This is a genomic window from Nonomuraea sp. NPDC003560 (assembly GCF_042878785.1).
GTDB lineage: Bacteria > Actinomycetota > Actinomycetes > Streptosporangiales > Streptosporangiaceae > Nonomuraea.
The window spans coordinates 288488-307087 of the sequence record NZ_JBIAOF010000008.1 but is presented as its reverse complement, the minus strand read 5'-3'; the positions used below and the strand labels follow the sequence as shown (position 1 = coordinate 307087).

General features: G+C 72.5%; 18 protein-coding genes and 1 pseudogene. 6 read left to right on the top strand and 13 right to left on the bottom strand.

The genetic code is table 11. The annotated features are described in order from the left end of the window. Positions 1-43: 43 nt before the first annotated feature. The 8 genes from ACFYUV_RS30200 to ACFYUV_RS30165 form a co-directional block, all read right to left on the bottom strand. Complete coding sequence (locus tag ACFYUV_RS30200; RefSeq protein WP_387673884.1) at positions 44-1027, bottom strand: alpha/beta fold hydrolase; 984 nt, start codon at positions 1025-1027, stop codon at positions 44-46. A gap of 97 nt (positions 1028-1124) precedes the next feature. After that, on the bottom strand, positions 1125-2732 hold the full coding sequence (locus ACFYUV_RS30195) for a GMC oxidoreductase (protein ID WP_387673882.1): 1608 nt from the start codon (positions 2730-2732) through the stop codon (positions 1125-1127). 1 nt (position 2733) lies between these two features. After that, positions 2734-3270: a carboxymuconolactone decarboxylase family protein gene (locus ACFYUV_RS30190; protein WP_352325308.1), complete on the bottom strand. Its 537-nt coding sequence runs from the start codon at positions 3268-3270 to the stop codon at positions 2734-2736. After that, entirely contained in the window at positions 3267-4349 is a 1083-nt protein-coding gene (locus ACFYUV_RS30185; protein WP_387673879.1) for a dihydrodipicolinate reductase, read from the bottom strand. Before ACFYUV_RS30185 ends, ACFYUV_RS30190 begins: the two co-directional genes overlap by 4 nt. 88 nt (positions 4350-4437) lie before the next feature. After that, positions 4438-5799: an integrin alpha gene (locus tag ACFYUV_RS30180; protein ID WP_387673876.1), complete on the bottom strand. Its 1362-nt coding sequence runs from the start codon at positions 5797-5799 to the stop codon at positions 4438-4440. A 148-nt stretch (positions 5800-5947) separates the two neighbouring features. Then, on the bottom strand, positions 5948-6424 hold the full coding sequence (locus tag ACFYUV_RS30175; protein WP_387673873.1) for a PPOX class F420-dependent oxidoreductase: 477 nt from the start codon (positions 6422-6424) through the stop codon (positions 5948-5950). 37 nt (positions 6425-6461) lie between these two features. After that, positions 6462-7901: an MFS transporter gene (locus tag ACFYUV_RS30170; protein WP_387673870.1), complete on the bottom strand. Its 1440-nt coding sequence runs from the start codon at positions 7899-7901 to the stop codon at positions 6462-6464. A gap of 80 nt (positions 7902-7981) precedes the next feature. After that, complete coding sequence (locus tag ACFYUV_RS30165; protein WP_387673867.1) at positions 7982-8467, bottom strand: MarR family winged helix-turn-helix transcriptional regulator; 486 nt, start codon at positions 8465-8467, stop codon at positions 7982-7984. A 125-nt stretch (positions 8468-8592) separates the two neighbouring features. Between ACFYUV_RS30165 and ACFYUV_RS30160 the strand changes: the two genes are divergently transcribed. Together ACFYUV_RS30160 and ACFYUV_RS30155 are read left to right on the top strand one after the other, a co-directional pair. After that, positions 8593-9027, top strand: a complete 435-nt coding sequence (locus tag ACFYUV_RS30160; RefSeq protein ID WP_387673864.1) for a peptidase inhibitor family I36 protein — start codon at positions 8593-8595, stop codon at positions 9025-9027. Positions 9028-9132: 105 nt separating this feature from the next. Next, entirely contained in the window at positions 9133-10542 is a 1410-nt protein-coding gene (locus tag ACFYUV_RS30155) for a hypothetical protein (protein ID WP_387673861.1), read from the top strand. 5 nt (positions 10543-10547) lie between these two features. On the opposite strand, the gene ACFYUV_RS30150 is transcribed toward ACFYUV_RS30155, so the two are convergent. Further along, positions 10548-11498, bottom strand: a complete 951-nt coding sequence (locus ACFYUV_RS30150) for an SDR family NAD(P)-dependent oxidoreductase (protein WP_387673859.1) — start codon at positions 11496-11498, stop codon at positions 10548-10550. A 54-nt stretch (positions 11499-11552) separates the two neighbouring features. On the opposite strand from ACFYUV_RS30150, the gene ACFYUV_RS30145 reads away from it, so the two are divergent. After that, positions 11553-11972: a MerR family transcriptional regulator gene (locus ACFYUV_RS30145; protein ID WP_387673856.1), complete on the top strand. Its 420-nt coding sequence runs from the start codon at positions 11553-11555 to the stop codon at positions 11970-11972. Positions 11973-12005: 33 nt separating this feature from the next. Continuing rightward, positions 12006-12566, top strand: a complete 561-nt coding sequence (locus ACFYUV_RS30140) for a GNAT family N-acetyltransferase (protein ID WP_387673853.1) — start codon at positions 12006-12008, stop codon at positions 12564-12566. Positions 12567-12568: 2 nt separating this feature from the next. Here the strand turns inward: ACFYUV_RS30140 and ACFYUV_RS30135 are convergent, their stop codons facing one another. Next, complete coding sequence (locus ACFYUV_RS30135) at positions 12569-13033, bottom strand: MarR family winged helix-turn-helix transcriptional regulator (RefSeq protein WP_387673851.1); 465 nt, start codon at positions 13031-13033, stop codon at positions 12569-12571. After that, positions 13030-14505 (bottom strand): MFS transporter, encoded by a 1476-nt coding sequence (locus ACFYUV_RS30130; RefSeq protein ID WP_387673848.1) that lies wholly within the window; start codon positions 14503-14505, stop codon positions 13030-13032. Before ACFYUV_RS30130 ends, ACFYUV_RS30135 begins: the two co-directional genes overlap by 4 nt. Positions 14506-15057: 552 nt before the next feature. Between ACFYUV_RS30130 and ACFYUV_RS30125 the strand changes: the two genes are divergently transcribed. Next, a complete protein-coding gene (locus ACFYUV_RS30125; RefSeq protein WP_387673845.1) occupies positions 15058-15882 on the top strand; it encodes an endonuclease/exonuclease/phosphatase family protein in 825 nt (274 codons plus the stop codon). Positions 15883-15897: 15 nt separating this feature from the next. On the opposite strand, the pseudogene ACFYUV_RS30120 reads toward ACFYUV_RS30125, so the two are convergent. Next, positions 15898-16235, bottom strand: a pseudogene (locus ACFYUV_RS30120) (IS5/IS1182 family transposase); the annotation flags it as partial. A gap of 42 nt (positions 16236-16277) precedes the next feature. Further along, positions 16278-17048 carry a class I SAM-dependent methyltransferase gene (locus ACFYUV_RS30115; RefSeq protein ID WP_387673842.1) on the bottom strand — a complete coding sequence of 257 codons (771 nt, stop codon included), beginning with the start codon at positions 17046-17048 and terminating at the stop codon, positions 16278-16280. A 279-nt stretch (positions 17049-17327) separates the two neighbouring features. On the opposite strand from ACFYUV_RS30115, the gene ACFYUV_RS30110 reads away from it, so the two are divergent. Continuing rightward, entirely contained in the window at positions 17328-18599 is a 1272-nt protein-coding gene (locus ACFYUV_RS30110; RefSeq protein WP_387673839.1) for a cytochrome P450, read from the top strand. Position 18600: the final 1 nt, after the last annotated feature.

Genomic DNA, 18600 nt, shown 5'->3' with positions numbered 1-18600 from the left:
GCCGCGGGCCCGTCTCGCGCGGGCGGGCCCGCGGCGTCGCGGGTCAGAGCCGGGCGAGCCAGTCCAGGAGGATGGCGTTGACCTCGTCCGGGCGTTCCTGCTGGATCCAGTGGCCGCAGTCGTCCAGGAGCCGGGAGGAGACCAGGCCGGGCAGGGTGGTGGGGAAGGCGTCGATCGCGGCGGAGAGCCACCGGGTCGTGTCGTCCTGCGCGCCGCCGACGAACAGCGAGGGCTGGACGATCGGCGCGCCGTCGTGGGGCGCGAGGTCCTCCCAGTCGCGGTCCATGTTGCGGTAGCGGTTCAGCGCGCCGGTCAGGCCGGTGCGCTCGAACTCGGCGGCGTAGAAGTCGAGGTCGGCCTCGCTCAGCCAGCCGGGCAGCGTGCCGCCGGCCGGGAACCGGTCGCGCAGCCTGCCGCCCGGGGCCACGAACAGCGGGTGGGGCGCGTCCGGGCCCGGCATCGTCCCGGCGGACAGGGCCGCGTACACGCCCGCCAGCCAGCCCCGGACGTCTGGCTCGATCTCGGCCTCGGCCCGGCCGGGCGTCTGGAAGTAGCTGACGTAGAACTCGTCCGTCCCGCCCATGGCGGCGAACGCCTCGGTGGGACGCGGCCCGCCGCGCGGCGTGTACGGCACGCTGAGCATGGCGACCGCGCGGAAGACGTCCGGCCGCAGCAGGGCGCTGTGGGCGGCGATCGAGGAGCCCCAGTCGTGGCCGACGATCACCGCGGTCCGCTCGCCCAGCGCCCGCACCACCGCCACGGCGTCCTCGACCAGCTCGGTCATCCGGTACGCGGCCACGTCCGCCGGCTTGGACGAGCGGCCGTAGCCGCGCACGTCCACCGCCACCGCCCGGTACCCGGCGGCGGCCAGCGCCGGGAGCTGGTGCCGCCAGGAGTACCAGGACTCGGGGAATCCGTGCACCAGCAGCACCAGCGGCCCCTGCCCCGCCTCCACGAGATGGACCCGGCCGGCGGGGGAGGGCACCAGACGGTGGACGCCCTCGGCGACCGGGTTGAGCTGCGACATCGTTCCTCCATGCACATGAGTCCTGGGCTGTCACCAGGATCATGCGCGGCCCGTGCCGCGGCGCGCGAACTCCGTTGCCGTTTCGGCAAACCCTGCGCTAAAGGTCGGTGGCGATGATCTTCTCGATGTTCCGCTCGGCCAGCGCCGTGATGGTGACGAACGGGTTCACCGTGGTGTTGCCGGGGATCAGCGAGCCGTCGATGACGTACAGGCCGGGATGGCCGGTCAGGCGGCCGTAGTTGTCGGTGGCCCGGTTCAGCACCGCGCCGCCGAGCGGGTGGTAGGTGAGGTGGTCGCCCCAGATCTTGTACACGCCGAACAGGTCGGTGCGGTAGATCGTCCCCTCCTTGGCGTTGATCTTGTCGAAGATCGTTCTCGCCATGTCGATGGACGTCTGCTTCCAGGCGGTCTGCCAGCTCAGGTCCACCTTGCCGGTCGCGGCGTTCCAGGAGAACTCCGCGCGGCGCGGGGTGTTGGTGATCGACAGATAGAACGAGGCGTACGTCTCGATCCCGGTCGGCAGCGGCGCCACCTCGGCGAAGGCGCCGCCGGCCGTCCAGTTGTCGATGCCCGCGCACGGGATGGCCGACTGCAGCTTGCCGGTCGGGTCCCACAGGTGGTTGGCCCGGCCGCACATGACGTTGCCGTTGTCGCCCCAGCCCTTGCCGACCTCGTCGCCCAGACCCGGCAGTGCGCCGGTGGCCTTCAGCCTGACCAGCAGCTTGCTCGTGCCGACGCTGCCCGCGGCGAAGAACACCCGGGCGGCCGTGACGGTCTTGGCGGCGGTGACCGAGCCGTCGGTGGCGAGCTGGTCGATCCGGACGGTGTAGCCGCCGCCCGCCGCCGGGGCGACGGAGGTGACCTGGTGCAGCGGCGAGATCGTCACCCTGCCGGTGGCGCGGGCCCGCGCCAGGTAGGTCTTCTGCAGGGACTTCTTGCCGTGGTTGTTGCCGTAGAGGATCTCGCCGGCCAGCGCCGACTGGGTGGCCGTGCCGGCCGCCTCCTGCTTCATGTAGTCCCAGTCGTACACGTCGGGGACGAAGGTGAACGGGAAGCCGGAGCGCTGGGCGTGCTTGCGGCCCACGCGGGCGTACTGGTAGCACGCGGTGGTGTCGAACCAGGCCGGGTCCACCAGGCCGACGCCGAGGCCGGAGTTGGCGCGCGGGTAGTAGACGCCGTACATCTCGTCGGCGTCGACCGACGGGAGCACGGCGGCGAAGTTCTCCCGCTTGGGCGTGACCGCCATGCCGCCGTTGACCAGCGAGCCGCCGCCGACCCCGCGGCCCTGGTAGACCGTGATGCCGGCGAACTCCTCGGCGTCCAGGATGCCGGTGTAGCGGGGGATGTCCCGGTCGATGGGGAAGCCGAGGAAGTAGTTGAGCGGCGCCTTGGTCCTGGTGCGCAGCCAGTACGAGCGATAGTCGGGCTCGCGCGTGTTGCAGAAGATCTTGCCGTCCGAGCCGGGCGTGTCCCAGGCCATGCCCATCTCGATCATGTGCACCTCGACGCCCGCCTGGGCCAGGCGCAGGGCGGCCACCGAGCCGCCGTACCCGGTGCCGATCACCAGGACGGGCACGCGGGCGCCGTCGGCGATCGGCCCGTCGGCGGCAGCGGTGGCGACGGTGGCGGCGGCGCGCCCGGGCAGTGCGGCGGCGCCCAGGAGGGAGGCGGTTCCGGCGATGAAGGTGCGGCGGCTGGTGTTCATGTCACGTGCCCTCGCTCGGTCGGTCTGACGCGGACTCGGTCGGTCTGACGGAGGGTGCCGGGCCGCCGGTCAGCATGCAGGCCGTGTCCAGGCCCAGCACGTGGTTGAGCCGGCCGAAGGCCCACCAGGAACCGATGCTCATGCTCAGTTCCACGATCTCGTTCTGGCTGTAGTGCTCGGTCATCCGGGACCAGAACTCCTCGTCGAGCCCGTGGTGGTCCAGGGCGTAGCGCTCGGCGTACTCGGCGGCGAGCCGGGTGCGCGCGTCGAAGGCGTCCGTGGCGCGCCAGTCCGCGACCGCGTCGGCGAAGCCGTCCTCGACCTTGACGCCGTCGCGCTCGGTGCGCCAGTCGAGGCAGAAGACGCAGCCGTTGATCTGCGCGATCCGCAGCCGGGCCGCCTCGAACTCGCGCAGGCCCAGCGTGGTGTGGGCGTAGACGGCCATGGAGAACTTCGAGGCGGCGGTCCCGATGCCGGGGACCAGCTCGCCCCAGACGTACGCGATCGGGTCCTTGCCGCCGGGAACGTCGACGATCACGGGTTCTTCCTTCCGAGCCGGCCGGACGCGGGGCGCAGCGGGACGTCGAGCGCGTCGTACAGGCCGGGCGGGGCGGCGGCGAGCCAGTCGATGGCGTTCACCAGCCGGCCCGCCGCGGTGGCGTTCCCGCCCGCCGAACGGCTGCCGCCCTCGTCGGTGGCCTCGATCGTGACCTCGATGCGCGGGCGGCCCTCGACGATCACCCGGTGGGCGCCGTCGCCGCCGTCCGGGGGGAGCGGCCAGTCGGGGGCGCAGGCGGGATGGATGCGGGTGACGTGCTCGATCACGATGCGCGGCACGCCCTCGACGACGCCCTGCACCTCGAACCGCACCGCGCCCTGGGTGCCGGCCTCGAAGTCGCCCATGCCGGCGGTGGTGACCGTGCGGTCGAGCGCACGCCGCTCCACGACCTCGCGGATCTCCTCCAGCGTGACGCCGAGGGCCCGCGCCATCAGCCGTACCTGCCCGCCCCACACCATGGACGGGACCGTGGGCGCGATCATCGGCGGCTCGTAGTCCATGGGCTGGCCCATGCCGACCATGTACCGGACCGCGTCCGGGCGGTCGTAGCCCGAGTAGTCGAAGATCTCCTGGCAGCGGATGGCGTCCACGACCGAGCCGAGGCCGCTGAGCAGCAGGGGCAGCAGGTCGTTGCCCCAGCCGGGGTCGATGCCGGAGGCGAACAGCGAGCCGCCGCCCTCGGCGACGGCGGCCAGCACCTGGTCCCGCAGCTCGGGCGGCGCGCCGCGGTGGTCGTAGAGGGCGTACAGGGACGGCGTGACGACGACGGCGCCGGCCCGGACGGCCCGCAGGACGTCGGCCAGGGCGTCGTCGGGACGCAGGTCGCCGGAGGCGGCGTACACGACGGCCCTCGGGCGGGCGGCCAGGACGGCGGCGGCGTCGTCCGTGGCGGTGACGCCGAGGTCGCGGCCGAGTCCGGCGAGCTCTCCGGCGTCGCGGCCCGCCTTGTCGGGGGAGTGCACGACGACGGCGGCGAGACTGAGGTCGGGATGGGCCTCCACGGCCCTGATGGCGGCGCGGCCGACGTTGCCGGTACCCCACACCACGGTGGACGTCATGGGCGGAGCGTAGCAAGCGCTTGGTTTGGTGTACAGGGCCCACGGCCGGCCCTCCTCAGCCCTCGACGGCCTTGACGACGGGCGCGTCTCAGCCTTCGACGGCCTTGATGAAGAGGTCTCCGGTGGCGGTCTTGACGAGGTCGGCCTCTCCGGTGGCGGGGTCGACGAGGGCCACGTCGGCGGCCCCCTGCATGGTGACCACGATCCGGCTCCCGCCGAACGCGATCCCCCGGTGCGCCGTGTCGGCGAGGTAGTCGCCCGTGAGTCGGCGGTCCCGCGTCTGGTCCCTCGGGGACAGCAGCAGCAACGCCGGGTCGTCGTGGTCGCCGCCCAGGGCCGCCACCCGGCCGTCGGCGGAGGCGGCCAGCTCGGCGTCCCAGGGCTCCCGCACGGCCGTCACGGTGCGGATGACCTTGAGGTCGAGGTCGTAGAAGCGCAGTCGGCCGCATGGCGGCGAGAACACGGCCGGCCCGGTGCCGGGGACGTACACCAGGCTGTCGCCGAAGCCGGCGCAGGGCCTGCCGTCGTCGTCGCGCGGCGGCCGCAGCCGTACCGCGCTCAGTCTGCGCGCCGTGACGTCGCGGACGACGGTGACCGCGCCGAGGGGCGAGTCGTCCCGGTCGCCGACGTCCTGGCGGCCGGAGCCGTCCGCGTACTCCTCCGGGGCGCCGATGACGAGGCCCACGCCGCCGCCGGCGAGCGGGCCGAGGGCGAGCCGGTCGCCGAACCGGTCGGAGACCTCGGAGCTGCCGGGCACGCCGGGCGTCTCCTGGGTGATCCGCCGGACGAACGCGCCCTTCCTGAACAGGTAGACCGCGCCTCCCGGCCGCTCCCGCGGCGCGCCGATCGCGACGAGGTCGCCGTAGGCGGCGACGGACTCGCCGAAGGCCGCGTCCTCCTGCGGCAGCGGCGAGACGAGCCGGCGCGGCGGCGCGGCGGCCCCGCCGTGCAGGACGTAGACCCCGCCCGCCCCCTTCAGGCCGGCCACGGTCAGGGTACGGGTGCCGACGACGAGGTCCGCGCAGCGGTCGTCGTTGACGTGGGCCATGGTCACCGACCAGCCGAAGCCCTTCATCCGGTTGCCCGGCGGGGTGGGGAGGTGGATGACCTTGCCCGCCGACAGGACGTGCACCCGGCCGGTGGCGCCGAGATAGCCGAGGGCGACGTCGTCGCGGCCGTCGCCGTCGAAGTCGCGGGCGCTCGCCCCGTCGCAGCCGCTGCGCGCCGGTCGCACGACCGGCGGCCGGGTCGCGGCCTGCACGGTCGGGACGTGGGTCGGCACGGGCGGGGTGTGGGTCGGCACGGGCGAGGCGTGGGTCGGCGCGGTCGTCGGGCCCGGGCTCGTGTCCGGCGCGGGGACGGGACCGGGAGCGGCGGCGGGCCCCGCCGTGGAACACGCGGCCAGCGCCCCCACCAGCAACACCACGAGCGGACGGCCCGGGACCCGCATAAGACGACCTCCCTTGTCGATCGCGCCATCCTCGCCCGCACCTCCAGCTCGCGGCAACCGGGGCCCAGGCCCGGCGCCCACCCGTCCGACGCCCGACAATTGGGGTCCGGCGCCCGCCCGTCCGGCTTCCGGCGACCGGGGGCGCCGGTCAGGCGGCGTCGAGGGCGATGCCGTACAGGTGGTCCACCCGGATCCTGATGACCAGGCGGCGGCCCCTGGCCATCTCCGCCAGGAAGGCGGCCTCGTCCGCCGGGTCGGGGAAGCCGCCGGCCATCTCCAGCAGCTCGCGTCCGGTGGCGTCGCCCGGCGTGAGCGACGGCTCGGAGACCTCCGCCCGTCCTTCGGCGACGGCGTACGACAGGACGTCGTCGCCCTGCAGGTGCACCGTCGCCCGCGGGTCGGCGAGCAGGTGCCGCACCTTGACGCGGCCCTCGGCGGAGGAGATGCGCAGGACGCGCCCGGCGGCGTCCCAGCGCAGGGCCATCGAGGCCAGGTGCGGGCGGCCGTCGCGCTTGAGCGTCGCCAGCACGCCGAAGGGCTGGCGGGCGAGGATCCGCAGGAGTTCGTCCTCGGTGAGGGGGCGGGCGCCGGGGCCCTGTCCGGGGCCGTAAGAGGGCTCGGTCATGATGATCGGCTCCGTTTCGCGGTGAGAGGAAGGGGGTTCAGCGGGCGGCGGGCTGGTCGAGCCGCGACGCGTCGGCGGCCGCGGCGGCCCGGGGGCGGCGCAGGACGGCCAGGGCGACCACGACGGCCGCCGCGAGCAGCCCGGCCGAGGTGGCGAAGGCCAGGTGGTAGCCGCCGGTCAGCGCCGCCGCCTCGGCCGCCCCGCCGGCGCGCAGCTCCTGCGTACGGGAGGCCGCCAGCGTGGTCAGGACGGCCACGCCCAGCGCCATGCCGATCTGCTGGGTGGTGTTGAACACCCCCGAGGCGAGGCCGGCGTCGTCCGCGCGGGCGGCCGACATGCCGAGCGTGGTCAGCGCCGGCAGCGCCAGCCCGCCACCCGCGATCAGCACCATGACCGGCAGCAGGTCGGTGACGTAGTCGGCGTCCACCGGCACCCGCGTGAGCCAGGCCATCGCGGCCAGCAGCAGCACCAGCCCGGCCAGCAGCACGGCCGGCGCGCCGAAGCGGGCGCTCAGCCGCGCCGACACGAACAGCGACACGCCGCCGATCGCCACGGCCGCCGGGAGCATCGCCAGCCCGGTGGCGAGGGCGCCGTACCCCAGCACCTTCTGCATGTAGAGCGCGACGATGATCTGGAAGGCGAACATCGCCGACAGCGCCAGCATCTGCACGACGTTGGCCCCGGCCACGTTGCGGGAGCGCAGCACGCGCAGCGGCATCAGCGGCGTGCGCGCGGTGGCCTGGCGCAGGAAGAAACCGGCGAGCAGGGCCAGCGACACCGCGCCGAACGCCAGGGTGTGCACGGCGAGCCAGCCGTGCTCCTCGACCTTGACCACGGTGTAGATGCCCAGCATCAGGCCCGAGGTGACCAGCAGCGCGCCGGTCACGTCGGCGCCCCGCGCGAGGCCGAGGCCCCGGTCGGCGGGCAGCGCGGGCAGCGCCAGCATGATCGTCGCCAGCCCGATCGGCAGGTTGATGAAGAAGATCCAGTGCCAGCTCAGCGCATCGGTGAGCACGCCGCCGAGCACCTGCCCGATCGACGCGCCGGCCGCGCCGGTGAAGCTGAAGGCCGCGATCGCCCGCCCCCGCTCGCGCGGCTCGGTGAACAAGGTCACCAGGATGCCGAGCACGACGGCCGAGGCCATCGCGCTGCCGACGCCCTGCAGGAACCGGGCGGCGATGAGCAGGCCCTCGCTGTTCGCCAGGCCGGCCAGCAGGGACGCGCCGGTGAACACCGCGTTCCCGGACAGGAACATCGTCCGGCGGCCCACGAGGTCGCCGAGCCGTCCGGCCAGCAGCAGCAGCCCGCCGAACGCGAGCAGGTACGCGTTGACCACCCAGCTCAGCCCGGCGGGGGAGAACCCCAGGTCGCGCTGGATGGCGGGCATGGCCACGGTGACGATGCTGCCGTCGAGGATGGTCATCAAGGCGGACGTCGACAACACGGCCAGGGCGGTGCGCCGGGAGGTGAGGGACATGGTCGTCTCCTGTTTCAAGGGGTGCAACAGGAGAGACCGTAGCAGATAGTTCCGTTACAGACGATATGTCACGGAACTACTTAGCCGCGCTCCCTGGCCCGCCGGACCGGCTGCGGCGCCTCGGCCGGGGTCTCCAGATGGCCGGTGACCAGCCGGTTCAGGGCGCGTACCAGCACCTCCCGCTCGTCGTCCGGGATCGAGCCGAGGGCCGCGGTGTGCACGCCGTCCACGATCTCCTGGCTGCGCCGGGCCACCTGGGCGCCCTTCTCGGTCACGGCGATGATCCGGGCCCGCCGGTCGGTGCTCGACGGCCGCCGCTCGGCCAGCCCGGCCTTCTCCAGGGCGTCGACGGTGACCACCATCGTGGTCTTGTCCATGTCGCCGATCTCGGCGAGCTGGATCTGCGTGCGCTCCTCCTCCAGGGCGTGCACGAGCACGCAGTGCATGCGCGCGGTCAGCCCCAGCTCGGCCAGGGCCGCCGCCATCCGGGTGCGCAGCACGTGACTGGTGTGGTCGAGCAGGAACGACAGGTCGTGCTCGGTACGCGAGGGCGCCATCGAAGTCATGTCATCGAGGCTACCAACTCATCCCGTAGCGGATTATCCGCTGAAGAACGTCCACCCTGACGGTCTAGCGCAAGTTGATCTCACTATGTATGTTCGGACCGAAGGAAAGTTTCGTCCATGGAGGCATGGTGGGCAAGAAGTTTCACGTTCTGGCGTTACCGATCGCCGTGGCCGCGCTGGCCGCAGTGGCGTCCCCCGCGCAGGCGGCGACGGGATACGACCGCTGCCAGGAGGGCAACTACTGCCTGTTCTCCGGTCTCGACGGCACCGGCGACATCGTCCAGCTCCAGGCGAGCACGGCCAACCTGGCGGCCCTGGGCATGGGCGACCGCGCCAAGTCCGACTGGAACCGCACCGACACGCTCATCCATCTCTACTCCGAGGCCGACTACGGCGGCTGCTCGGCCGTCACCGGCCCGCGCGGCAAGGGCAACTTCTACATCACCTTCCGCGACTTCTTCGACTCCGTCCGCTTCGGCGGCCCGAACGGGCCCTCCTGCTCCATCGGCGGCGACGAGCTGAGCATCAAGCGCGCCGCGACCATCGACTCCCACGGCTGACCTTCGAACCCTCCGGCCGGCCCCGCGTACCCCGCGGCGGCCGGCCGTCGCCGTTCCCGGTCCGTGGGGGTGTCGCATTGATCGTTCCGCTCGTACGCTCCCTCCATGCCGGACCTCGTCTCCCTGATCTTCTTCCTGGCGCTGATTGGCGGGCTCGTGATGCTGGCCTGCGGCGCGACCGTCTTCGCCGCCGAGACCGCGCCGCGAGGCCGGCAGGGCCGGATGCACTCCGGCCATCTGGTCGCCGGCGCATGGGTGGCGGCGGCCGGGCTCACAATGATGGCGCTGGTGGCCTGGTCGACGCACGAGGACGTGCACTATGACGACTCCTTGTTCCCTTATCTGGCCGCCGTGGTGGGCGCCACGACGTTCGTGCTCGGGCTCGGCCCCTTCGTCCCCTGGCTGCTGGGCGTGCTCGGGCGGGGCGGCGCCCGGCTTCCGGCGGCCCTGCGGCTCTCGGCCCGGCACCTGGCCGACCGGCGCGCGCGGACGGCCCCCGCGGTGGCCGCGACCATGATCGCCACGGCCTTCGCCGTCGCGGTGGCGACCATGGCTGCGGCCGGGACCGCGCAGTCCAGGGCGCAGTACGTCCCGCAGGCGCGGCCGGGGGCGCTCGTCGTGCGGCTCGATACCGCACGACCGGCGCCCGGGATCGCCGCCGTCCGGCAGGAGCTGCCCGGCACGGACGTCGCCCAGGGCCTGACGCCGGTCCACCCGTTCGACCTCACCGTGTCGACGGCCGACTCCGCGACGTCCTCCTCCCGCGCCTACATCGGCGACCAGGCGCTGCTGCGCTACCTCACGGGGGACCCGTCGTTCCCGTACGACGAGAGCAGGGCCGTGGCGGTCACGTCCGAGCAGGGCCGGCACGACACCGTCACGATCGAGTACAGCGCCCCCGAGGACCCGCCGGGCGAACCGAGAATCTCCAGGACGGTTCCCGCGACCGTCGTCCCGCCGCCGGTCGGCGGTGTCGAGGCGGTCTTCCTGCCCGCGAAGCTGGTGCTCGGCATGGGCGTCAAGCTGGAGCTGGAGGCGCTGATCGTCGATCCCTCCCTGCACCGGGTCACGGCGGCCGACCGGGACCGCGTCCAGGAGCGGCTGGGCGAGAGCGGGCAGGCGTACCTGGAGGAGGGCTTCGTGCCTTCGTACGGCTGGCTGCTCTTCCCGGGGGCGGCCGTGCCGGCCGCTCTCGCGGGGGCGCTCGCGGCCACGGTCAGGTCGCGCCGTCCGGACCGCCTCCTGCTCCGGGCCGGCGGCTCTCCCGCCGCCGCGCGCGGCCTCACCGCCTGCCGGGCGGCCCTGGCGGCGGCCTGCGGCGCGGTTCCGGGCGCCGTCGCCGGATGTGTCGCCGGGCTGCTGCTGGCCTGGCCCTTCACGACCTCGGTGGACTGGGACCCGGTGCCGCGGGTGCCGTTCGAGACGCCGTGGAGCTCCATCGCCCTGGCGACCGTCGCGCTCCCCGTGCTCGCGGCGGCGGTCGCGCTGCTGTTCAGGCCCGGCCGCCGCCCGTAGGGCGGTCAGGAGAAGGCGGATTCACCGGTCAGGTCGGCGGAAAGTCTCCACAGGCGGGCGGCGGAGTCCGGATCGAGGGCCCAGGGTTTGACGCCGCCGATCAGCATGTCGTCGCCCGTCGCCGGCTCGGCCAGGTCGCCGTCCTGGCAGTAGGCGCCGCCGTGCGCGTCCAGCAGGGGTGAGGTGGCCGCCCACACCGCGGTCGCCGCGCCCTGTTCCGGGGTCTTGAAGCCGTCGGCCCGGCGTCCGTCGGCCGTGATCCAGCCCTGGGCGACCTGTTCCTCGTGCGGGATGCGGCGCTGCAGCGGGGTGAGGATGCTGCCCGGGTGCACGGCGAAGGCCCGCAGGCCGTCGGCCGCGCCGAGGGCGTCGAGATGGACGGCGAACAGGGCGTTGGCCGTCTTGGACTGCCCGTAGGCCGCCCAGTGGTCGTGGCCGTGGCGGAAGTGCGGGTCGTCCCAGCGGATGTCGGACAGGAAGTGCCCCGAGGAGGAGACCGACACCACCCGGGCCCCGGCGAGCGCCGGGCGCAGCCGGTTGACCAGGGCGAAGTGGCCGAGGTGGTTGATGGCGAGATGCGCCTCCCAGCCGGGGCCGACCGGCCGGTGGGGGTAGGCCATGACGCCCGCGTTGCCGATGACGATGTCCAGGCCGCGGCCGGTCTCCAGGAACCGGTCGCCGAAGGCGCGGACGCTGCCGAGGTCGGCCAGGTCCAGCTCGGCCACCTCCGTGCGGGGGAGGTCGCGCAGCGCGTCCCTCGCCACGCCGGGACGGCGGGCGGGCACGACGACGTGCGCTCCCGCCCGTACCAGCGCGCGGGTGGCCGCCAGGCCGAGGCCCGAGTAGCCGCCGGTGATCAGGACGTTCCGGCCGGACAGGTCGATGCCGGCCAGGACGTCGTCGGCCGTGCTGTGCGCGCCGAACCCCGAGCCGATCTTCTGTTGAGTACGTGCCATGCCCAGGACCGTAGAATCTAGAGTGCAATCTAGGTCAAACTATGGCGAGGTGCCATGAGCAGGGACGCCGACCGCCTGTCCATCGGGGACGTCGCGCGGGCCACCGGGCTCGGCGTCCACGCGCTGCGCTTCTTCGAGCGCGAGGAGCTGTTCCTGCGCCCGATCCCGCGTACGGCGGGCGGGCAGCGGGCCTACGACCGGGCCGACGTGGAGTGGCTGCTGCTGTGCAACCGGCTGCGGGAGTCCGGCATGCCGATCGCCACCCTGCGCACGTTCGCCTGCCTCGTACGCTCGGGGCCGGGCAACGAGCCGGAGCGGCTCGCGCTGCTGGAGGAGCACGAGCGGGCCGTCCGCGACCGGATCGCCGACCTGACGGCGAGCCTGGACATCATCCACGGCAAGGTCGTCGCCTACCGCCGGCACGTCCGGGACGGGACCGCGGCCGGGGTCTGGTCGCCGACGCCTTCGCCTTGAGTGGCGGCGGGGCTGCCCTAGGATCAAGGACCCATGAGCCCGTCGCCCACGCTGTCCGCCATGGAGATCCGCGCCGAACGCCTGCTGCTGCGCAAGGCCCACGACGGCGACCGGGACGGTCTCGTCGAGCTGATGACCGACCCCGAGGTGCGCGAGCACCTGGGCGGCCCGCGCCCGCGGGACGACGTGGAGCGTTTCCTCGACGCCGCCGGCACCGCCGCCGCGACGGCCGCACCGGGCGGCTACGTCATCGCCGACCTCGTCACCGACCAACTCCTCGGGACGCTGGCGCTCGACCGCCGCGCGGCCGACCGTCCCGGGCACGTCACCGGCGACGGCGAGGAGCTGGAGCTGTCCTACGTGCTGCGCCGCCCGGCCTGGGGCAGCGGGTTCGCCCACGAGGCGGCGACGGCCGCGCTGCGCGCCGCGGCGGCCGAGCTGCCCGACCAGCCGGTGGTGATCGTCACCCGGACGGCGCACGGACGATCGCTGAGACTGGCCGCCCGCCTGGGCTTCCGGCCGGTCGCCGCCTTCGAGGAGTTCGGCGCCGAGCAGACCCTCTGCGCCGCCCGGCTGTCCTGGTTCAAGGGCTGACCTCACCGCCCGCGGGCCGGCTCCTCCGGGGTGAGCAGGAGGGCCATGATGCGGTCGAGCGCGGCCAGGTCGCCGGGGTCCAGGGCCAGCAGGGAACGCGGCGGACGGGCCAGGATGCGCTCGGCCTCCTCGGCGGCGGCCATGCCCGCCGGGGTGAGCGTGACGATCTTGCTGCGGCGGTCGTCGGGGGAGACGCTGCGGGTCACGTGGCCGCGCCGCTCCAGGTCGTCGACCATCAGGGTGGTGTACGGCTTGTCGGTGGACAGCTCGGCGGTCAGCTCCCGCATGCTCATCGGGCCGGCCAGCAGGCGGCGCAGCGCCTTGACCCGGAAGAAGCTCATGCCGAGCGTCTCGGCCACCTCCTTGCGGCGGTCCTCCTGCCGCAGGACGAGGTCGTACATCGCCGCCCAGACGCGGGCCACGGCGTCGTGCCCGGAGCTGCCGGAGTTGCCGGAGGTGTCGGTCATGAGGCGTCCGCCGTTCTGTCGGGTGCGTGGGCGAGCCGTTCGGCGGTACGGGTGGCGCTGCGGCGGGCCCAGCCGGTCGTGGTCAGGATACCGAGCAGCAGGATGGCCAGCCCGCACCCGGCGACGATCCACCAGCCGATGTGGCTGGCCTGCGGGAACCCGGCGGCGAACGGGCCGGCCACCGCCGAGGTGACCAGCGAGCCGATGACCGCGACGCCGAGCGACTGGCCGATCTGGCGGCTGGTGGAGGCCACCGCCGCGGCCACGCCGGCCTGGGCGCGCGGCATGCCGGACACGGCGGTGTTGGTGATGGGCGCGTTCAGCATGCCGAACCCCACCCCGAAGAGCACGTACGCGGCCATGAGCCGCCAGGTCGGCGTGTCCGCCGCCAGGTCGGTCATGATCAGGCCGCTGGCCGCCATGGTGACCCCGGCCACCACCAGCGGGACGCGCGGCCCGGCGGTCCCGACGATCCGGCCCGACAGCGGCGCGCAGACCACGGTGAGCCCGGCCATGGGCAGCGTGTAGAGGCCGGCGTGCAGGGCGGACAGGCCCAGCACGTCCTGGAGGTAGAGGGTGTTGACGAACAGGAACCCGGCCAGCGCGGAGAAGCCGCACACCGCGATGACCGTGGCCCCGGTGAACGGCGCGCTGCGGAAGAAGCGCAGGTCGATCAGCGGGTCGGTGCGGCGCAGCTCGTACGGCGCGAGGACGGCCAGCGCCAGCGCCGCGACCGCGAAGCAGCCCAGCGTGCGCGGGGACGCCCAGCCGGCCGACGGCGCCTCGATGAAGCCGTACGTCAGGGTGGCCAGCAGCACGATGACCAGCGCCTGCCCGACCGGGTCCACCCGGCGCGGGCGCGGCGCGCGCGACTCGGGCACGAACAACGCGCACAGGGCGAACGCGGCCAGGCCCACCGGGATGTTGATCCAGAAGATCGCCTGCCAGCCGACCGAGTCCACCAGCGTGCCGCCGACCAGCGGGCCGAGCGCCATGCTGATGCCGATCACGCCGCCCCACACGCCGATCGCGCGGGCCCGCTCGCGCGGCTCGGTGAAGGTGTTCGTGATGATCGACATGGCGACCGGGTTGAGCATGGACCCGCCGACGGCCTGCAGCGCCCGCGCCGCGATCAACCAGCCGAGGCCGGGCGCGAGCGAGCACATGAGCGAGCCGAGCGTGAACAGCGCCAGCCCCGTCTGGAACGTGCGCCGGCGGCCGACCCGGTCGCCGGTCGAGCCGGCCAGCATGAGCAGGCTCGCCAGGACCACCGTGTAGGCGTCGATGATCCACTGGAGGCCGGACATGGAGGCGTTGAGGTCGCGGCGGATGGCCGGCAGCGCGATGTTCACGATCGTGTTGTCCAGCCCGACGATGAACAGGCTCATGCAGCAGATGGCCAGCACGAGCATCCGCCGGCGGGGGCTGAGCGCGGGGGCGGGGGAGATGGGCGCTCTACTCGTTATAGGCATATAACGATTATATTCGCACAACTAAACACATGTCCGCCCCGCCCCCCGGAACGCGGTAAGGCCCCCGGCAGCCGGACGGGCTACCAGGGGCCTTACGGGTCGCGGCCGGATCGGTGTACCGCAACATGCACGACTGGCTCGTGCACGCCCCGGGGTTGCTGGTGCCGCCGCTGCTGCGCCCGGTGCCGCCGCTCGGCGGCTCGGCGACGCCCTCGGCCAGGCCAACGCCTGCGACAGCCTCGGCTACGCCTGCCACCGTCTGGCCCCGCCACGAGCAGGCCGCCTCCTGGTACGGACGCGCGTGTGGCGCCCGGAACAGCCTCGGTCCACACCGCGCCAGTAGCGAACAGCCATGCCAGGTGGAGTCGCCGCGAGCGATCAGTGAGGCTTTTCCAACCTGATCGGGCTGATCAGCAGGAGAGAACCGGGACTGGTTGGCATGACCAGAGGCTCTCGGCAGCTCGTACGCCCGGGTCTGACCCCATGAAGACCAATAGGCTCCTGGTTGTCAGATGTGCCGGTTGAGCGGTCTTTTGACGGCTCGGATCAGGTGTGGAGATCTCGGTGATGATGATCAGCCAGCTCGTGATCGCGGGGCTGTTGCTCCCGAACCTGTCCGTACAGGCACAGCCACCTCTCCTCCACGTGATGACGTGGAACGTCTGTGCGGGCACCAACGCCGGGTGCGCGCTCTTCCGCCGCTCGACCGCCGAGCTGGCCTGGCACGTGGCAGTGCTGGCGACCGAGGCGGACGTGGTCTTCCTCCAGGAGTTCTGCACGGGCGCCGACGCCGACCTGAAACACGAGCTCGAACGCCGTACCGGCCGGAATTGGAGCGTCCGGTCGGCGGGGCTGATGTATTCGGACGGTTCTCCGTACCAGTGCCTGCCCGACAGAAACGGCAGGCCGCGTGGGGTGCTGAGCGTCACCCTGGCCGTGGCCGGAGCGGACACCGGCCTCGTCGTGCACGCGCTGACCTCGCCGCCGTGGGGAGCCCGCAGGTACGCCGTCTGCACGGCCGACCGGGCGTTCTGCACCGCGCACTTCTCGTCGGGATCGAGCTACGACGACAGGCAGAAGGGCAGGCCCTACCGCCACATCCAGTTGCGCGAGCTGTTCAAGCTCGGCCGGGGTGTGATCGGCGGCGACCTCAACCTGGTGCCGCGCGACGCCGCCGCGGCCTACAAGGGCCGCGACGAATGCGACCCACGCCGGCGCTGGACCTACGTGACCCGCAAGCGGAAGATCGATTACGTGTTCGCCGGCGACGGCCGCGTACGGAAATGCTTCGTCGATTACGCCCGGAGCACGTGGTCTGATCACGTCCCGCTGCACGCCTGGGTGAGAGCAGGCTCAACGCCGCCTGCATCGCGCTGAGCCGGCTGAGGCCTTTCATCCGTGGGTGAACTCGTAGTCTTGCAGGACGGCGATCGCCTTGCATGGCTGTCCTGCCTTGTGCGGGCAGCAGCGAAGCTTGCGGAGGATGCGCCAGCCCCTGTGACAGGGGCTTGTTGCGGCCCTTGTACGGTGTGGCCACCGGGCCACCGGGCCTTCGGCGCCTTGGTAGCCCTTGTCGGCCAGGGGCAGCATGCCGGAATCCAGATGATCGTGCCGTCTGGAGAGGCGATGACCTGGATGTTCATCCCATGCATGCGGTGCTTGGCCGAGCAGTACGGCCGGTCGGCGCGCAAGCGGTCGATGGGGATGAGCATGCCGTCCAGCACCAGGTAGTGCAGGCCGTCTCGCGCGGCGTTGCGTAAGGCGCGGTCAAGCTAGCCGGCTTCGAGAACGAAGAACAAGAAGCACAGGAACCTCGTGCGAGTGGGCTCGAACTCGCGGAGCTCCTCGGCGAACAGTTCGCGGGCTTCCGGCGCGAACGGCGGTTCGCTGATGACGCTGATACGAAAGCCCGCCGCAGTGAAGGCTTCGGTCATCGCGTGCAGGGGCCGGTCCCAGAAACGCATCTGGACGGTCTGCCCGCCCATGGTCCATTCGTCGGTCCGGCTGCGGGTCTCGAAGTACTTGGGCTTCTCCCCGGCCATGTGCTGAAAGAGGGTGACGCTGAAAGGATGGTCGACCGAGACGAGGAGCCGGCCGCCGGGCTTCAGCACGCGTCTCAGCTCGGCCAGTGTCGGGCCCCAGTCTTCCAGGTAGTGCAGCACCAGGGACGCGATGACGTCGTCGAACGCCTCGTCGGGGAAGGGCAGCGGGCCCGCAAGGTCGGCGACCCGCAGATCGGCGTCGGCCCCCAGCCGCCGTCGGGCCTGCTCCAGCATTCCGACGCTCGCGTCGACGCCGGTCACGACGGCCCCTCGATCGCGCAGCTCGGAGAACAGGGGACCCGCGCCGCAGCCGGCGTCGAGGATGCGCCTTCCGGCCACGTTCCCGGCGAGCTCCAGCATCGCGGGCCGCTCGTAGTACGCGTTGAGCAGACTGGCTTCGTTCTCGGCCGCGTACCCCTCAGCCATCCTGTCGTAGTCGTTGAGCGAGGAGGGGTTCGCGGTCTCAACGTGATCTTTGGGCATGGCAGACATGCGGGCCATTGTGGCCCAGCAGTCTCGGCGGCACAGACATACGGCAGATCTTGGTCAAGCACGCAAACGGCATCCTCGCTGCTCGTGTGCGCCGATCGCGCCTCAAGCGCCCATCCACCAACTGAAGCGCTCGGTCTGCCCTACCCGGACGAACTGCCGCCGGGCAGGAACGTCGGTCGTGGGGGTGTCTTGACGTATCAAATGAATGCTTTTTTAATTCGGGTGAGGGTGCGATTCACCTCAGATCGACTCCGACCGGTTCATCGACGTCAGGGATGGAGCTGCGAGATGACCGTGGACGACCGCTTCGGCCCGGAGCTGGAAGAGACGCGCAGGAACCGGCTGCGCGGCACCGTCAGCGAGATCGTCACCGATCCGGTCTCCGACTGGGCCACCGACTTCTCCCACGTCGACCCCCAGTGGGCCGCGGACCCGTACCCCATCCAGGACGACCTGCGGCAGCGTTGCCCGATCGCGCACACCGACCGGTTCGGCGGGGTGTGGCTGCCGACCCGGTACGAGGACGTCGCCGCCATCGCCTACGACACCGAGCGGTTCTCCTCCCGGGCCGTCGTCGTCGGCAACGTCAAGCCGCCCCGCGAGCTCGCGCCGGTGGGCGGGGTTCCGCCGATCTCGTCCGACCCGCCCTTCCACCACGACGCCCGCAAGTTACTGCTGCCGGCCTTCACCAAGACGGCGGTCGCCAAGCGGGAGGCCAGTACCAGGGCGTTGTGCCACGAGCTGATCGACGGCCTGGAAGGGCGGGAGGTCGTGGACGCGGCCCGTGAGTACGCCCAGGACATCCCGATGCGGGTGATCGCCGACATGCTGGGCTTCCCGCCCGAGGACGCCGACCGGTTCCGGCAGTTCGTGGAGAACGCCCTGGAAAGCGTGAACGAGCCCACCGAGAAACGGCTGGAGCGCTTCGCCGAGCTGTCGTCCTACCTGGTCGAGCAGATCCACGACCACCTGGCCCACCCGCGGGACGACCTCACGACGTACCTGCTCGGCGCCGAGCTCAACGGCGCGAAGCTGGACCCCGTCCACGTCGTCGGCACGATGACGCTGCTGCTGATCGCCGGTATCGACACGACGTGGAGTGCGATCGGGGCGTCCCTGTGGCACCTGGCCAGGACCCCCGCCGACCGCGAACGCCTGGTCGCCGAACCCGCCCTGCTCCCCACCGCCATGGAGGAGTTCCTGCGCGCCTACGCCCCCGTCACCATGGCCCGCCTCGTCAAACAGGACATGCACTGGAACGGCGTCGACATGAAAGCCGACGACTGGGTCCTGCTCTCCTTCCCCGCCGCCAACCGCGACCCCGCCCACTTCGACCACCCCGCCGACATCCGCATCGACCGCGAGGTCAACCGCCACGCCGCCTTCGGACTCGGCATCCACCGCTGCGTCGGCTCCCACCTGGCCCGCATGGAACTGCGCACCGCCCTCGACGTCTGGCTCCAGCGCATCCCCGCCTTCACCCTCGCCGACCCCGACGCCGTCACCTGGGCCGCCAGTCAGGTCCGGGGCCCTCGGACCCTGCCCCTGCGCATCGGCTGAC